This window comes from Rufibacter sp. JT20002 (assembly GCF_056491185.1).
In genome coordinates this window covers 673,866-689,872 of record NZ_JBSZJY010000003.1, presented here as the reverse complement: position 1 = coordinate 689,872, position 16,007 = coordinate 673,866, and the positions used below count along the sequence as shown (strand labels likewise).

The window sequence follows — 16,007 nt, the reverse complement described above, 5'->3', positions numbered from 1 at the left end:
TCTTATAACTTTATAAGCAAACCTGCTTTCAATAAGTAATTCAAACTAATCGATACATTCTCAACAAGGCATCTATTTCTGTTGGCGACAAGAACATCATAACATCTATAATTGAAAGCCATGGTACAAACTTTTCACCAAATTGTTTATATTTAATTTCAAAAGGCTCCAGAAAACTTAACTTTATATTTTTATCTGAAAAAGCTTCTTTTGAATAGAGATTCACGCCACCAATCGGATTTATATACTCAGATGCATTTTCTTTACCACATATATCTAAAATTCTATCTTGCGATTTCAAGTCCTTATTATTATAAACAGTTGAAGACCTCACAATTTGTGTTTTGACATTCAAGTATTCAACAACATAACACAAACTATTAACACACAAGTCGGATATATATTCATAATTGGGCTCCAAAGATTTCTCAATTATTGAAAATGCTTCATTAAAGTATGGAGCCTTTTTATAACCTTGTGTTATAGACTTCAAAAAACTATTTTTCCATTTATTATAATTATCTATTTCAACAGTATTAATTAACTTATTTTGGCTTACTCCAATTAGAGGAACAGTAAATCTGGCAGGAGCAGAATTCAATAATATATTATTCCTATTTATCCATCCCTTCTTTATGTAGTTAACATCATCATAGATAACAAAATTATCCACTGCCTTAACTAATTGAAAATAACCTATATAAGGAAACAAGTATGGCTGCATTATTGCAAGCTTCATATCTTATAATTTAATTAGAAAATCCACCACCTTATTTTTTTGTAAAAAGCTTAAACTTATACCATGATGCAAGATTATGGCTAATTGTTTTGCACTCGTAATATTATCCTAGCAATCATATGAATTTCTTCATCTTTCAAAGTATGATAAAGGGGAAGACAGAGAACCTTCTGAACCACAGAACTACACACTGGCAATTCGTTCGAATTTTGAACATAATTCAAATCGGAAAGCGAAGGATAAAAGTATCTCCTACAGTAAATATTATTGTCAGCCAGCCTCTTGTAACAACTTTGCATCATCTCTGAAGATTCAAATACTAATGGATAGTAAGAGAAGTTATAAGTTGTTTCTGAAGAAATTTTCGGTCTAAAACCCTTTACATCTTTAAGGTATCTATTATAACAAAATGTAAGCTCCTTTCTTTTATTCAGTATTTCATCAACATATTTTAGATTTACTAAGCCCATTGCCGCATGAAACTCTGAACTTTTCCCATTTATTCCCACCTCCCCAAACTCTTCTGGACCAGTATGTCCAAAGTTCCTCATCAAAGACATTTTTCTCAAAATGTCTGGACTGTTTGTGAAAACAGCTCCACCTTCTATTGTATGAAATAGCTTTGTAGCATGGAAACTGGTTGTGCTCACATCACCATACTCGAAAATAGATTTTCCTTTGTATTTAGTCCCAAAGCAATGGGCAGCATCATAGATCACTTTCAACCCATGCTTGTCTGCAATTTTTTGGATGGCTTCCACATCACAGGGTATCCCGTAAACATGGGTAGCTAATATACCAGTAGTAGCGGGAGTAATGGCTTCTTCAATTTTAGAAGGGTCTATGTTTAGGGTTTCTGGATGAATATCTACAAAAACCGGTTTACAACCCTCCCAGACAATGCTGCTGGTGGTAGCAACGTAGGAGAATGGAGTAGTTATAATTTCGCCTGTAAGACCTAGCGCTTTGATGGCTATTTGCAAAGCAATGGTCCCATTATTTAAGTATAGTAAATGACGAACCTGTAAATACTCTTTCAACTTGAGTTCTAATTCGTTTACTAAAGGTCCATTGTTCGTCAACCATTCCCTCTTCCATATCCCGCTTAGATACTCATCATACTCTTCTTTAGGGGGCAGGAATGGTTTAGTTACATTGATCATTTTGCTAAGACTCTTTGTTGGGGTTACAAGTCAAATCACCTTCTGTCATTTGACTTAGAAAGCACAAAGATGGCGAATTAGATTTTTTAGGACAATTGAATTCAACTTTACTTTATATATTCCAAAAAAATACCAATAATATTTCATTGCGTTTATTTAAAATATAACCCATTTGAAACCACAACTTGATACGTTGATCAAAACAACAAACACTATTTTATAACACATATAAGCTGCCACATCTAAGCAAATAATTGTTTTTATACCATATAATTAATCAATTTTTGCATAAATATACTTGTCATATTTATGGATTATCGTTCTTAGGCGGTTCTAAAGAGATTTACTTTAAATTACTTCTTTCAGCACCTCTTCATAAGTACGTTCTGCCACTATTTCTCCCTTTCTAAGTTCAAATATTCTGTTACAGTCCTTCAAAGTAGTAATTCTATGCGCTATGATAAGTATTGTTATTTCAGTATTTGCTAAACCAGAAATAGCCTCACTTACTTCCCGTTCAGTTTCGTTATCTAAGGCACTTGTTGCTTCATCAAAGAGAAGGATTTTAGTATCTTTATATAATGCCCTAGCAATACCTATTCTTTGCCGTTGGCCTCCTGACAATTTTGATCCACGCTCTCCAATGTAAGTATTTACCCCTTCAGGTAGGGAATCAATAAAACTCTTCATAGAAGCCTGCTCAATAGCATAAGCCAACCTGCTTTCATCTACTGTTTCCTCTCCCAAGGTTATATTCTCTTTGATAGTACTTTCCATCAAGAAAGTATCTTGCTTCACGTATCCTATCAATTTGTGCCAAGATTTTATATTTTCTTTTGTAAGAGGCACGCCATCAACCTCAACTTGCCCTTGCGTCTCTTGAACAAAGCGTAAAAGAATATTTAACAAAGTAGTCTTACCGGAACCTGAACTTCCTATTAGCCCAATCTTTTCTCCTTTTCTTATAGCAAGGTTAATACTTTTCAAAGTAGGCACATGGGCACCAGGAAAGGTGAATCCCACATTACGAAACTCAATTTGGCGGTTAAATTCTAAAGATTGTTGGGTTTCTGAAGCCCATGGCATATTCTCATATTCCCGTTGCCTTTCTAAATCATAAAGAGTATATGAATTCTGCTTAATAGTTACCAAAGAAGTTAACATTCGGTTAACAGATGGCATTAAACGGTAAGCAGCGGCCGCAAAGAGACCAACAATGGTAAGAATTTGTGCAGGATTCCTACTGAAAAATAATGAATAGATAAAAATGGTAACCACCCCCAAGATGGCCACCATTTCTATAATTCTGATGGGAATTTGGGCATATAAGAAAGACTGGGCATCAAGAGTTTGGGCCCTCTTTTGGGTATCAATTAACTTTTGTTTATACTTATCTTGCTTATCAGCTAATTTCAGTTCTATAAAACCCACAAAGGCATCAGTCATTAATCGCTGAGTTATTGGCCGCAATTCATTTAATCGAACTCCTATCTCCTGAGACCTCCCTTTTAAAATTTTATAAGTAATAAAAGTAGCGGGAGCTAAAACCACCACAAGAATTACAAACAGCACTGGATTGAAAACAATAATTCCCACCAAAACCACCACAACCATTGTCAACTCTGCAGTAAATGTAAATATTGGCCTTAGTATTCCGTTTACATATAAAGAAGGAACATTGATTGTACTATTTATAATAAAAGCAGAACCCCAATTATTAAATTCAAGAAAAGGAAGGTTAAGATATTTTGTATATTGGCTTTTGATAATTTTTAAAGCAATTTGGGCTGAAAAGAGAACCTGCTTATAATTTATCCAAATGATAAATAAATTTTTTAATCCAAAGAAGGCAAATACTCCTAGAATAAGAAACAGAATAAAACTTTTTTCACTGGAGAAATTCAACAGCTCATACAGCTTAAAAAGGTATTGATTCTTATAAATAGAACCAGGTTGTGAGGCAGACATGATCACAGGAATCAAAGCTGCCAAACCAAATACATCTAAAACAGAAGAGAGCAATAAAAGAACAAACAAGAGCATGGAGTATCGCTTCTCTTTAGGCTCTAAGTAATGATTTGCGCTTTGTAAAGATTTTAATATTAATCCGGTATCCATTAATCACTTGCCTTGTTATAGATTATCTAGTAATTCCACTGCGATTAAAGAAAGTACCCTGAGAGTTCAGGCTAGGATCTCTCAGGGTACTTTCTTTTGTAAGTTGCTTCTAGGTATTAATAAACTTCTTTTAAGCTAAACTCAAAAACTCTTTGCCTCTTTTGGGGCAGAACGTATGTGCTCTTTGAAGTACTCTAGGGTGCGTCTAAGGCCCTCTGCTCTTGGTACCTGTGGCTCCCAGCCCAGAATCTCTCTGGCCTTGGAGATGTCGGGACGGCGCCGTTGCGGGTCGTTCTCGGGCAGAGGCTGATAACCTAGTTTCAACTCCACTCCTGTAAGTCTGCAAATCTCCTCAGCAAACTCTTTGATAGTTACTTCTGAGGGATTACCAATATTAACCGGTAAGGCGTAGTCACTCAATAACAACCGGTAAATTCCCTCTACCAAGTCATCTACGTAACAGAAAGACCGCGTCTGTGATCCATCTCCGAAAATGGAGAGCTCTTCTCCTCTGAGCGCTTGGCTCATGAAAGCCGGAAGCACGCGCCCGTCGTTGAGGCGCATTCTTGGGCCGTAGGTGTTGAAGATCCGTACAATTCTGGTTTCCACTCCATGATGGGTGTGGTACGCCATAGTGATGGCCTCCTGGAAGCGCTTGGCCTCGTCGTAGCAACCGCGAGGGCCTACCGGGTTCACATTGCCCCAGTACTCCTCTACCTGAGGGTGTACCTCCGGGTCGCCGTACACCTCTGAAGTAGAAGCGATGATCAGTCTTGCTCCTTTGGCCCGCGCTAATCCTAATAAATTATGAGTACCTAATGATCCTACTTTTAAGGTTTGAATGGGGATTTTAAGGTAATCAATGGGTGAGGCTGGCGAGGCGAAGTGCAGGATGTAATCCAGATGACCAGGCACATGCACATATTTAGAAACATCATGATTATAGAACTCAAACTGTTCTAATTTGAATAGATGTTCTATATTCTTCAGGTCACCAGTAATAAGATTATCCATGGCAATGACATGGTATCCTTCTTTGATAAAGCGATCACAAAGGTGCGATCCCAAAAAACCGGCAGCGCCGGTAATTAATACGCGTTTTCTATCTGCACTCATGCTTAGTTTGTCATTTCAATTACTGGTTGCACCTCCTTAACGCCAATACCATAATAAGCAAAACCTTGCTCTTGCAGCTCTTTGGCCTCGTAGATGTTACGACCATCAATAATTACCTTGTTTTTGAGCAGTTTACCGATTACCTGGAAATTAGGTGAGCGGAACTCTGGCCACTCGGTTACAATCAGCAAAGCATCAGCATCAATCAAGGCTTCGTACTCGTCTTTAGCGTATTCCACTTTGTCGTTCTCGCCAATCATGTGTTTCGCCTCTTTGATAGCAACCGGGTCATATGCCTTCACACTGGCACCTTCTGTCAAAAGCTTGTCGATGATAACCAATGAAGGAGCCTCACGCATATCATCCGTCTTAGGTTTAAAGGAAAGGCCCCAAAGAGCGAAAGTTTTCCCAGCAAGATCCCCACCAAAGTGCTTCATCACTTTGTTAAAGAGAACCTCTTTCTGGTTTTCATTCACAGATTCTACTGCTTGTAGAATTTGCATTTGGTATCCATTCTCCGCAGCAGTTTTAATTAGGGCTTTCACATCTTTAGGAAAGCAAGAGCCTCCATAACCTATGCCTGGGTAAATGAACTTATTACCAATACGGCTATCACTGCCGATACCACGGCGAACCATGTTTACATCTGCGCCCATGATTTCACACAGGTTAGCTATGTCGTTCATGAAGCTGATCTTGGTGGCTAGCATGGAGTTAGCCGCGTACTTGGTCATCTCCGCCGAAGGCACATCCATGAAAATAATAGGGTGGCCGTTCAACAAGAAAGGCTTGTAGAGCTTGCGCATCACTTCCTCGGCCTGTTCGCTCTCAACACCAATAACAATTCTATCAGGCTTTAGGAAATCATCAATAGCTGCTCCTTCTTTCAGGAACTCAGGGTTGGAAGCAACGTCAAAAGAAAGGTCAGAGCCTCTCTTCTCTAATTCTTCGGCCACGGCCTGTTTTACTTTATTAGCTGTTCCTACCGGTACGGTGCTTTTGGTAACCACCACCAGGTAGTCATTCATATGTTGGCCAATCTCCCGAGCTACACCCAACACATATTTCAGATCCGCAGAGCCATCTTCACCTGGAGGAGTACCCACAGCGATAAAAGCTGCATCACACCCTTGAATAGCAGTAGCCAGATCAGTGGAAAAATGTAGCCTGTCCTTCGCTACATTCCGCATTACCATTTCTTCGAGACCTGGCTCGTAGATAGGCAAAATGCCCTGCTTAAGATCTTCAATCTTTTTTACATTGACGTCAATACAAGTTACATCAATACCTACTTCTGCGAAGCAAGTACCTGTCACCAGGCCCACGTAGCCTGTTCCTACTACTGCAATTTTCATGGGAGAATTTTAAATGTTACGATTGTTCTAGTGCTATTCTAGTATTAGAAGATATTGGTGCTCTTAGGCCATCCACTTTTTCCACCAGTGCTGGAAGACCACCAAGGCCCAAATGCGGGCATGAATGTCACCAGGGTTCTTGGAGAAAAGCTGGGCTTTCAAACGCTGAATTTCTTTCAGGTTGAAGATTCCTTGGGCTTCAATGAAGGCATCTGATAACAGATCGTCCATGATCATAGGCCGAAGTTCGTTTTGGAACCATTTCAGCAAAGGAACCTCAAAACCATGTTTTGGTCGCTTGTACAGTTCTGCTGGGAGCATTTCGCGGAAAGCATCCTGAACAATTTTCTTCTTCATATTACCATCAATTTTGGACGATTGCGGCAAGGAAAAAGCAAAGTTCACGACTTTGTAATCAAGGAATGGCGTTCGCACCTCTAAGCTGTTGGCCATTGACATGAGATCTACCTTGGTAAGCATGTCGTTGGGTAGCACCAGTTGCATATCAGTTAAGAGCACCTCGTTTATATCCCCTTTTTGCGAAAGGTGGCTCAAAATCTTTTGGCGACGCTTTTTGTAAACATCCTTGGAAAGGATTCTTTTAGACTTTCCGCTGAGTAGTGACTTGGCATCTTCTTCAGTAGCAAAGGAAGCCCAACGCCAGTAGCGATCTTTTGCAGAGAGGTTCATCCCTTCCCCGAAGCGTTGGAACTGCCGAATGCGATTGCCAAAGGAAGAGTTTCTGGATTTAGGCATCATTTCCCAAAGCGGCAGCAAAGCAGCTACCGTTTCAGCAGCAAACCCACCCTGGCGCACTTTGTACTCGGCCATGTGCTTGTTATAGCCGGCAAACAGTTCATCTGCACCATCACCTGATAAGGCAACAGTAACTTTCTGGCGGGTGTAATGGCTAAGAATATTCACTGCCAAGGCCGAGGAATCGGCGAATGGTTCATCTATGTAATCGAGCGCCCGGAAGAGGTGGTCGTACAGATCATTGTTCGTAAGCGAGAAGACGGTATGGTTAGTCTTATATTTATCGGCTACCAACTTGGCGTACTTGGTTTCGTCAAAGAAGGGCTCGTCTTTGTACCCGATGGAGAAGGTGTTTAGGTGCTGCGTATGACGAGAGGCCAAAGCTACAATGGCAGACGAATCAATCCCCCCGCTTAGGAAAGCTCCCAAGGGAACATCGGCGATCATCCGGCGCTGCACGGCACCATCCATCAAGTCAACCAGCTTTTTCTGCTGCGCTTCGTAGGAAAGATCGTTGTGCTTTACCTTTTTCTCATCGTATGGTATCTTGTACCAGCGTTTTACTTCTACTTTTCCTTTTTTATCCACTAAGAAGTAATGCCCGGGCATTAACTTTTTCACGCCTTTGAAGATAGAGGCTGGTCCGGGGATGTAGTTTAGCTGCAGGTACTCATATAGAGAGGCATAATCAAGCTTGCGAGGAATTCCAAAAGCCAGAAGGGACTTCATTTCTGAAGCAAACACCAGTTTATTCTCATCTTGGTACATGAGAAGTGGTTTCACCCCATAACGGTCTCTGGCGACAAACAGGGTTTCTTCTTCTTTGTCATATATAGCGAAGGCAAAAAAACCGTTCAGCTTCTTCAGGAAAGAAGGACCTTCCTCTATGTAGTATTTTAATAATACCTCGGTATCTGACTGCGAAAAGAAGGTATAGCCTTTTGCTACCAGTTGTTTTTTTAACTCCTGGTAATTGAAGATCTCGCCATTGAACACGATGGTGTAGCGCTCATTCTCAGTGTGCATGGGCTGGCACGCCACATCGCTTACATCAATAATAGAAAGTCGGCGATGCCCCAACCCTACTGCGCCATGGGTAAAATGCCCCCCAGAATCGGGTCCCCGTAACTGGAGCGCGTCAGTTGAGTCTGATAAACGTTGAATGGCCGATTGGCCTTCTTGAGTAAAAGCGTAGATTCCTGATATACCGCACATATTGCCGCAAAGGTACGACATATCCTTGAGATGGTTTTACTATATCGGATAGATTATACTTCACCTTCCTAATGCATCCCCAACAGAAACTTCTAAACAAACACAACACATTGTGAAACAATTATTTATGTATTAAAAAACAAATTGTTAAGAATTCACCTCTGGTTTTAACTTTTTATATCACCATTTGTGTTTTTTAACAATTTTATAATTAATCTAAGCCAAAATGCTTTTGAGCAACTTCACATAGGCTCGTTTCTACATTGAACTTTGCTATAACTACAAACTTTGGGATTCTGTACAGAGAAACCTAAACCTGATTCCGTTCAACCCAAGCAGTATGTATAATAAGCACCTGTGAGCGTTTCATAAGGCTACTACTTCCTCCAACAAAACCAATTCTACTAAATAAAAAAGGGTTTGCCGCTAGATTGCTGCAAACCCTTTTCGGTATACTTTCTAATAATCGCCCTTAAAACACCCGGTGCTTGACCTCGGCCACGTGTACATTCTCCCGAAAGTACTCCAGGGTCCTTTTGAGGCCCTCCCCGCGGGAGACCTGCGGCTCCCAGCCCAGTATGGCCCTAGCCTTACTGATGTCAGGACGTCGCTTCTGAGGGTCGTTCTCTGGCAAGGGCTGATAACCTAGATTGAGCTCTACACCGGTTAACTTGCAGATCTCTTCAGCGAACTCCTTTATGGTCACTTCACTAGGATTGCCAATGTTCACAGGTAATGCATAGTCGCTCAGCAAAAGACGATAGATGCCCTCTATTAAATCGTCCACATAGCAGAAAGATCGCGTTTGGGACCCATCCCCGAAAATGGAGAGTTCTTCTCCTCTGAGTGCTTGGCTCATGAAGGCGGGCAGCACGCGGCCGTCGTTGAGGCGCATCCGGGGCCCGTAGGTATTGAAGATCCTGACGATGCGGGTCTCCACCCCGTGGTGGGTGTGGTAGGCCATTGTGATGGCCTCCTGGAAGCGCTTGGCCTCGTCGTAGCAGCCCCTCGGCCCCACCGGGTTCACGTTGCCCCAGTACTCCTCCACCTGCGGGTGTACCTCCGGATCGCCGTACACCTCCGAGGTGGAGGCGATCAGGATGCGGGCGCCCTTCGCCCGGGCCAGGCCCAGCAGGTTGTGCGTGCCCAGCGACCCGACTTTGAGCGTCTGGATCGGGATCTTGAGGTAGTCGATGGGCGAGGCCGGGGAGGCGAAGTGCAGGATGTAGTCCAGCTCCCCCGGCACGTGCACGTACTTGGAAACGTCGTGGTTATAGAACTCGAACTGCTCTAGTTTGAACAGGTGCTCGATGTTCCTCAGGTCCCCGGTGATAAGGTTGTCCATGCCGATCACGTGGTAGCCCTCCGCTATGAAGCGGTCGCACAGGTGCGAGCCCAGAAACCCGGCGGCGCCGGTGATGAGTATGCGCTTTCTCTTAGTATGTGTCATTAAAACGTTGAGTCTAGTCAGTAATTAGTTCGTGGTCTCCACCGCGGGCAGCACCTCCTGCACCCCGATGCCGTAGTAGCAGAAGCCCAGCTCCTGCAGTTCCTTGGCCTCGTAGATGTTCCTTCCGTCGATGATGACCTTGTTCCTGAGCAGCTTGCCCATCACCTGGAAGTTGGGCGAGCGGAACTCGGGCCACTCGGTCACCACCAGCAGGGCGTCGGCGTCGATCAGGGCCTCGTACTCGTCCTTGGCGTAGCTCACCCGCTCGCTCTCCCCGATCATGTGCCTAGCCTCCTTGATGGCCACCGGGTCGTAGGCCACCACGCTGGCGCCCTCCGCCAGCAGCTTCTCGATGATCACCAGCGAGGGGGCCTCGCGCATGTCGTCGGTCTTGGGCTTGAAGGACAGGCCCCATAGGGCGAAGGTCTTGCCCGCGAGCTCCCCGGAGAAGTGCTTCATCACCTTGTTGAAGAGCACCTCCTTCTGGTTCTCGTTCACGCTCTCCACCGCCTTGAGGATCTGCATGGAGTAGCCGTTCTCCTCGGCCGTCTTGATCAGCGCCTTCACGTCCTTGGGGAAGCAGGAGCCGCCGTAGCCGATGCCCGGGTAGATGAACTTGTTGCCGATGCGGGTATCGCTACCAATACCACGACGCACCATGTTTACATCTGCGCCCATGATCTCACACAGGTTGGCGATGTCGTTCATGAAGCTGATCTTGGTGGCGAGCATGGAGTTGGCCGCGTACTTGGTCATCTCCGCGCTAGGAACGTCCATGAAGATGATCGGGTGCCCGTTCAACAAGAAAGGCTTGTAGAGCTTGCGCATCACCTCCTCGGCCTGCTCGCTCTCCACCCCGATCACGATCCGGTCAGGCTTGAGGAAGTCGTCGATCGCCGCGCCCTCCTTGAGGAACTCGGGGTTGGAGGCCACGTCGAAGCTTAGCCCCGAGCCGCGCTTCTCGAGCTCCTCGGCCACGGCCTGTTTCACCTTCCTGGCCGTGCCCACGGGAACCGTGCTCTTGGTCACCACCACCAGGTAGTCGTCCATGCTCTGGCCGATCTCCCGGGCCACGCCCAGCACGTACTTCAGGTCCGCCGAGCCATCCTCGCCGGGAGGGGTGCCCACCGCGATGAAGGCCGCGTCGCAGCCCTTGATGGCCGCCGCCAGATCGGTGGAGAACTGCAGGCGCCCCTTCTCCACGTTGCGGAGCACCATCTCCTCCAAACCAGGCTCGTAGATGGGCAGGATGCCCTGCTTGAGGTCCTCGATCTTCTTGACGTTGACGTCGATGCAGGTCACGTCGATGCCCACCTCGGCGAAGCACGTGCCCGTCACCAGGCCCACGTAGCCCGTTCCTACTACTGCGATTCTCATAACTTAACAGTTTAATTTTCTACAACTTATAACAAAACACTAAATTCTTCAATAAAATAATTCATATCCAAACGTAACATTTTTATATATGTTTTCAAAAAAACTTCCATTTTTCTAAATATATAGACCGACTTATTTAACTACTAAAGAAGCAGCTAAAAGCTTATTTTTCAGCAATTTGCAATTATTGTAGCCCAAATTTATGAGTTCTTTAAAACCTTGTTATAGAACAAGCAGTACAATGACAATTGTATAAAGTAAATATTTTTTTGAATTCTACTCACACAAACCTATATTTGTTCATCCTCAGATTCACTAATTTACTTACTAGAATTTACTTAAAATTTAATTAAAATGAGTAATAAAGCAGATAACACGTATTTAGTTGTAATGGCAGGAGGTGTAGGAAGTCGTTTTTGGCCTTTTAGTAGAAACAATTACCCAAAACAGTTCCATGATGTATTAGGCATCGGAGAAAGCATGATCCAGACGACCGTTAAACGCTTTTCATCCATATGCCCTCAAGAAAATATTTACATAGTTACTAATAGAGAGTACAAAGCCCTTGTACAGAATAATTTCCCTGATTTAAGCGATGAGCAAATCTTACAGGAACCCATTGGCCGCAACACGGCCCCATGTATTGCTTACGCCTGTTATAAGATTGCCCAGAGAAATCCTGACGCCAATATAATTGTCGCCCCAGCTGATCATGTTATTCTGAGGGAACAGGCTTTCACAGAGTGTGTTCAACAAGCCTTGGAGGCAGCAACCAAAGAGGACATTCTGGTTACTATAGGCATCAAACCCACCCGACCTGATACTGGGTATGGATACATCCAATACCAACAAGATGGCACTCAATGTTTTAAGAAGGTAAAAAAATTCACAGAGAAACCTTCTTTAGACCTTGCCCTTCAATTTATTGACAGTGGTGACTTCGTCTGGAATGCTGGAATCTTCATCTGGAATGTTCAATCTATTCTTACTGCTTTCAAGACACATCTTAATGATGTTGCAGAACTTTTCGACAACGGAAAAACCGTCTACTTTACGCCAGAAGAAGAATCCTTTATAGACTCTACTTACGACTTATGCCGCAATGTCTCTATTGACTATGGCATCATGGAAAAAGCAGAAAACGTTCACGTAATCTTAGGAGACCTAGGTTGGTCAGATGTCGGCACCTGGAACTCTCTCTATAGCATAGCAGACAAGACTCCTGAAGGAAATGTTGTAGACGGAGACACTATGTTATATGATACTCAAAATTGTATCATTAAAACACCCCAAGATAAATTGGTTGTGATACAAGGTCTTCAAGATTACATTGTAGCCGAACATGACAATGTTCTTATGATTTGTCAGCGCAAAAATGAACAACAAGTAAAAGACTTTGTAAATCACGTAAAGGAAAGCAAAGGATTGATGTATGTCTGAAGCCTTTTAGGTCCGTAATTGAAAAGGCATATAAAACACAATAGATGCAAGACAGAACCACCAACTAAAACCCAAGGTGGCATTGCTTATAATACTGGCTGCGCGTAAACTAATCTATTCATCACCAATTACATAATGCATGGTAATGTAGTTAATAATGCCTCGGGCTTAGAGTAGATAAGAGACCCTTATTTGCTGCTTCTAAGTTACACTCAAGAAAATATCTCTTGAATAACTGACATTCTACCTACAGCAGGTCATCAAAATGCGAGGATAGTTGGCGTAAGTATGCTTATTGATACTTCCAGTTGTTCAAACCACATAACAATGAACGATTGGAAGCACAAAAACTTTATTCATTAATTAAATTATTGGATTTGAGCAAATCAAAACAATGGTAAACCTTTATCAAGGAAGGACAACTCTTTCTCTAAATTCATTTAGTAATAAATTAACTAAAGAACTGCAAACCTTCCATATGTGATTAACCATTAAGAAGGATTATCAATATAGTAGATATAATACCCATTAACTTCATGGAACATCTTCCTTTTTTTGAAAGCTTTAAGGTACCTTGATTTCTTACTAATCCAGACAATAGAAATTTTATACTTTTTTATATTTTCTTCAATATCTATACTTGTATCAAAAAGAGGATTAATAGATCTAAATAAAATAGGTTGAACTGATGGTGCTAATTTTTTTATTGAACCTCTAATTGAAGAAATATCATAATTATATAAATACATTCTATAATCGTTAGCTCTGGCATATGCAGTTGCATGGGTAGGATAATGTTCCAAAACCCATTGACTTGGCAAAATACTATTTTCATCAACAAATATGCCTTTAAGAGCTACCCCTATCCCGAGCCTTTCAATCTTATGAGTTAAAAGATCATTAGAACTATCCTTAACCTCAATTTTAGCAAAAGGATAATTGTAATCTGTCATTAAAAGAAGTATTATACCTAAAAAAATTATTCTCTTTTCTACTAACAACTTGAAAAGTAAAAACAAAAAGGAGACCCTGGCCAAGTTATAAGCAAAACTTTGCAACTGGAAAGCGTCAATTGAAGCCCTGGACAGTAAAGCAAAAGAAAATAAATATCCAACAAAGCAAATTATCAACCAATATCCAAAGTCAACAACTATTACTCCCTTCTTTAGGCTATTATAATTGCTATATACAAAGTAGCAAATCACCAATCTAACTGGATAAGAAAGCATACCAAGTAAGAAAACTCTATAGACGTTACTTAAATCAAAAACGCTTTGCACAAAAGAATAAACATTATCTACTTCTAAAGAAAAATATTTGTTTATAAGGTTCTCTTTAAAAAACAAGAAAAAGAAGCCATAAAAAACAATAAAAATAACAACCTTCACTAACCAACTTCTCTTAACTTCTTTGACAAAGACAATAGTAGTTATCAACAATACTGGAATAAATAAAATATTTTCGACAGAACCGACCATCAGCATGGCAAGTGCAGAATCAAATCTTTTTTTTATTATAAATTGAGAAACAAGAACAAAAATAGGAATAAAAACAAGCTGTCTTAGATCAAACTTATAAACCGGGGGTAAAATCCATATAAACCCAAGTACTATTAAACAGAAAATTATAACTACTATTAAGGATTGGTTCAATTTCCCTTTTAATCCTTGAAAAAATATAGAACAAACAGTTAGGACTGTAAAAGTTTTAAGAATTGGATAAACAAAATAGAACAACACTATATCACTTTTTACATTGTATATTGTTTTGAACAAGCTCCCTAACCAAAACTCCACAAAGTGGTACAATGACACACCGGTTGCTCCATACAAAACCGATTCTGGGTTAATTGTCTCCAAACCTTCATAGTGCACTAGGCTTTGAATTAAACAATACACATATCTTTCATCGTTAGGTGGATGAATAAAAGGAGTATAGAGAGAGGGATTATATAAAAAGCCGAGATTGAAATTGACTTGTAAGAAAAATAAAAACACAAATAATCCAACAGATCCTGCAACGAACTTCAAGCCTCCACATAAACTTTGATCAAAAGAAACAATCAAGCTTTTACGAAATGAAATTAACACTAATGGAAGTAAGAATAATATGGATATAAATCCGGTTTTTAATAGTGCATAAAACGAAACTACAAGTAACAACCCAACCCAAAAATTAATTACATGTTGAGTAAACCCACTATCCTTCTTTATACTCCATTGCAAAAAAAATGATCCTACCAAGTAAAACAACACAAAAAACACAACTCCTAAAAGAAGCACTAGAACCATCATATATGCTATAAGCTATTTTTTAATTTTTGCCTCCACTTACACTACATCTTCTATAATGTATAAGGGTCTTTTCCTAGATGAATCTAGCGCGCGCCATACATATTCACCAATTACACCTAGAGCCATCATTTGGAACGAGGATACAAATAGAAGTACCACCATCAACGCTGACCACCCCTCTACAGTGTCCATACCGCTTAATTTGGCCACAATTATAGATACTCCATACAAGAAGGCCAATAAACCTAAAAGTAAACCCACAACAGAAATCGCTCTTAAAGGCAAAAAAGAAAAGGCTAAAATTGAATCAATAAGCAACTTCAATTTTTTTTTAAAAGTCCAACGAGAAACACCAATTTCTCGGTGCTTTCTACTGTACGGTATGTTGACATATTCAAAACCCATCCAAACCATCAAGTACAATACATTACTATTGCTTTCTTTGATTTTAAGCACCTCTTCCCTTACCAACTTATCAAATAAAACGAAGTCAAAGCCTCCCTTAGGCATATTTTTAAATGCGATTTTACGCATGATGAAGTGAAACAGGGTTGAGAATACCTTACCAATGAAGGGATCATCCCTATCTTTTCTACTACCTATAACCAATTTGAAACCCTGTAGCCAATAGTCATACATTCTGGAAATCAGTTCAGGGGGATCTTGCAAATCTGCGGATATAACAACTGTGCAATCGCCAGTAGCATATTCCATTCCTGCTATAACAGCATTATAAGATCCCACATTACTGGCGAGCTTCAATACCTTCACCTTTCTAGGATAAGCCTCTTTCACCTTAAGAAGCTCATTGAAAGTGGCATCTTTTGAACCATCGTCAATAAAGACGTACTCAAACTCTACGTCTGAATTAAAATTGCTTTCGTTCTTTATCAGCTCCTTTATAGTGACTGGTATATTCTGTTCATTGAAATAACACGGTATTATGACAGAAATTATTGGCATCTTGATCGGTGTCTTGTACTG

General features: G+C 41.2%; 11 protein-coding genes. 1 reads left to right on the top strand and 10 read right to left on the bottom strand.

Annotation, left to right across the window (positions count from 1 at the left end; all coding sequences use genetic code 11):
- Window positions 1-40 precede the first annotated feature (40 nt).
- The 8 genes from ACW9SV_RS16780 to ACW9SV_RS16745 form a co-directional block, all read right to left on the bottom strand.
- Complete coding sequence (locus ACW9SV_RS16780; protein ID WP_479557912.1) at window positions 41-739, bottom strand: WbqC family protein; 699 nt, start codon at window positions 737-739, stop codon at window positions 41-43.
- An 80-nt stretch (window positions 740-819) separates the two neighbouring features.
- Window positions 820-1,902, bottom strand: a complete 1,083-nt coding sequence (locus ACW9SV_RS16775) for a DegT/DnrJ/EryC1/StrS family aminotransferase (protein WP_479557911.1) — start codon at window positions 1,900-1,902, stop codon at window positions 820-822.
- Window positions 1,903-2,250: 348 nt separating this feature from the next.
- A complete protein-coding gene (locus ACW9SV_RS16770; RefSeq protein WP_479557949.1) occupies window positions 2,251-2,940 on the bottom strand; it encodes an ABC transporter ATP-binding protein in 690 nt (229 codons plus the stop codon).
- A 1,221-nt stretch (window positions 2,941-4,161) separates the two neighbouring features.
- A complete protein-coding gene (locus ACW9SV_RS16765) occupies window positions 4,162-5,136 on the bottom strand; it encodes a UDP-glucuronic acid decarboxylase family protein (protein WP_479557910.1) in 975 nt (324 codons plus the stop codon).
- Between the two features lie 2 nt (window positions 5,137-5,138).
- Window positions 5,139-6,491 carry a UDP-glucose dehydrogenase family protein gene (locus ACW9SV_RS16760; protein WP_479557909.1) on the bottom strand — a complete coding sequence of 451 codons (1,353 nt, stop codon included), beginning with the start codon at window positions 6,489-6,491 and terminating at the stop codon, window positions 5,139-5,141.
- A 63-nt stretch (window positions 6,492-6,554) separates the two neighbouring features.
- Window positions 6,555-8,462 (bottom strand): asparagine synthase (glutamine-hydrolyzing), encoded by a 1,908-nt coding sequence (gene asnB / locus ACW9SV_RS16755; protein WP_479557948.1) that lies wholly within the window; start codon window positions 8,460-8,462, stop codon window positions 6,555-6,557.
- A 472-nt stretch (window positions 8,463-8,934) separates the two neighbouring features.
- Window positions 8,935-9,912: a UDP-glucuronic acid decarboxylase family protein gene (locus ACW9SV_RS16750; RefSeq protein WP_479557908.1), complete on the bottom strand. Its 978-nt coding sequence runs from the start codon at window positions 9,910-9,912 to the stop codon at window positions 8,935-8,937.
- Window positions 9,913-9,936: 24 nt separating this feature from the next.
- On the bottom strand, window positions 9,937-11,289 hold the full coding sequence (locus ACW9SV_RS16745) for a UDP-glucose dehydrogenase family protein (protein ID WP_479557907.1): 1,353 nt from the start codon (window positions 11,287-11,289) through the stop codon (window positions 9,937-9,939).
- Between the two features lie 354 nt (window positions 11,290-11,643).
- On the opposite strand from ACW9SV_RS16745, the gene ACW9SV_RS16740 reads away from it, so the two are divergent.
- Window positions 11,644-12,729, top strand: a complete 1,086-nt coding sequence (locus tag ACW9SV_RS16740) for a mannose-1-phosphate guanylyltransferase (protein WP_479557906.1) — start codon at window positions 11,644-11,646, stop codon at window positions 12,727-12,729.
- A 491-nt stretch (window positions 12,730-13,220) separates the two neighbouring features.
- Here the strand turns inward: ACW9SV_RS16740 and ACW9SV_RS16735 are convergent, their stop codons facing one another.
- Both ACW9SV_RS16735 and ACW9SV_RS16730 read right to left on the bottom strand, forming a co-directional pair.
- Complete coding sequence (locus ACW9SV_RS16735; RefSeq protein ID WP_479557905.1) at window positions 13,221-15,023, bottom strand: hypothetical protein; 1,803 nt, start codon at window positions 15,021-15,023, stop codon at window positions 13,221-13,223.
- A 36-nt stretch (window positions 15,024-15,059) separates the two neighbouring features.
- Window positions 15,060-15,986: a glycosyltransferase family 2 protein gene (locus ACW9SV_RS16730; protein WP_479557904.1), complete on the bottom strand. Its 927-nt coding sequence runs from the start codon at window positions 15,984-15,986 to the stop codon at window positions 15,060-15,062.
- Window positions 15,987-16,007 lie beyond the last annotated feature (21 nt).

Bases quoted from the DNA above. Each gene is read 5' to 3' on its own strand.
- ACW9SV_RS16760 (WP_479557909.1), bottom strand. From the start codon at position 6,491: ATGAAAATTGCAGTAGTAGGAACAGGCTACGTGGGCCTGGTGACAGGT.
- ACW9SV_RS16775 (WP_479557911.1), bottom strand. From the start codon at position 1,902: ATGATCAATGTAACTAAACCATTCCTGCCCCCTAAAGAAGAGTATGAT.
- ACW9SV_RS16730 (WP_479557904.1), bottom strand. From the start codon at position 15,986: ATGCCAATAATTTCTGTCATAATACCGTGTTATTTCAATGAACAGAAT.
- ACW9SV_RS16750 (WP_479557908.1), bottom strand. From the start codon at position 9,912: ATGACACATACTAAGAGAAAGCGCATACTCATCACCGGCGCCGCCGGG.
- ACW9SV_RS16740 (WP_479557906.1), top strand. From the start codon at position 11,644: ATGAGTAATAAAGCAGATAACACGTATTTAGTTGTAATGGCAGGAGGT.
- ACW9SV_RS16765 (WP_479557910.1), bottom strand. From the start codon at position 5,136: ATGAGTGCAGATAGAAAACGCGTATTAATTACCGGCGCTGCCGGTTTT.
- ACW9SV_RS16780 (WP_479557912.1), bottom strand. From the start codon at position 739: ATGAAGCTTGCAATAATGCAGCCATACTTGTTTCCTTATATAGGTTAT.
- ACW9SV_RS16735 (WP_479557905.1), bottom strand. From the start codon at position 15,023: ATGATGGTTCTAGTGCTTCTTTTAGGAGTTGTGTTTTTTGTGTTGTTT.
- asnB (WP_479557948.1), bottom strand. From the start codon at position 8,462: ATGTGCGGTATATCAGGAATCTACGCTTTTACTCAAGAAGGCCAATCG.
- ACW9SV_RS16745 (WP_479557907.1), bottom strand. From the start codon at position 11,289: ATGAGAATCGCAGTAGTAGGAACGGGCTACGTGGGCCTGGTGACGGGC.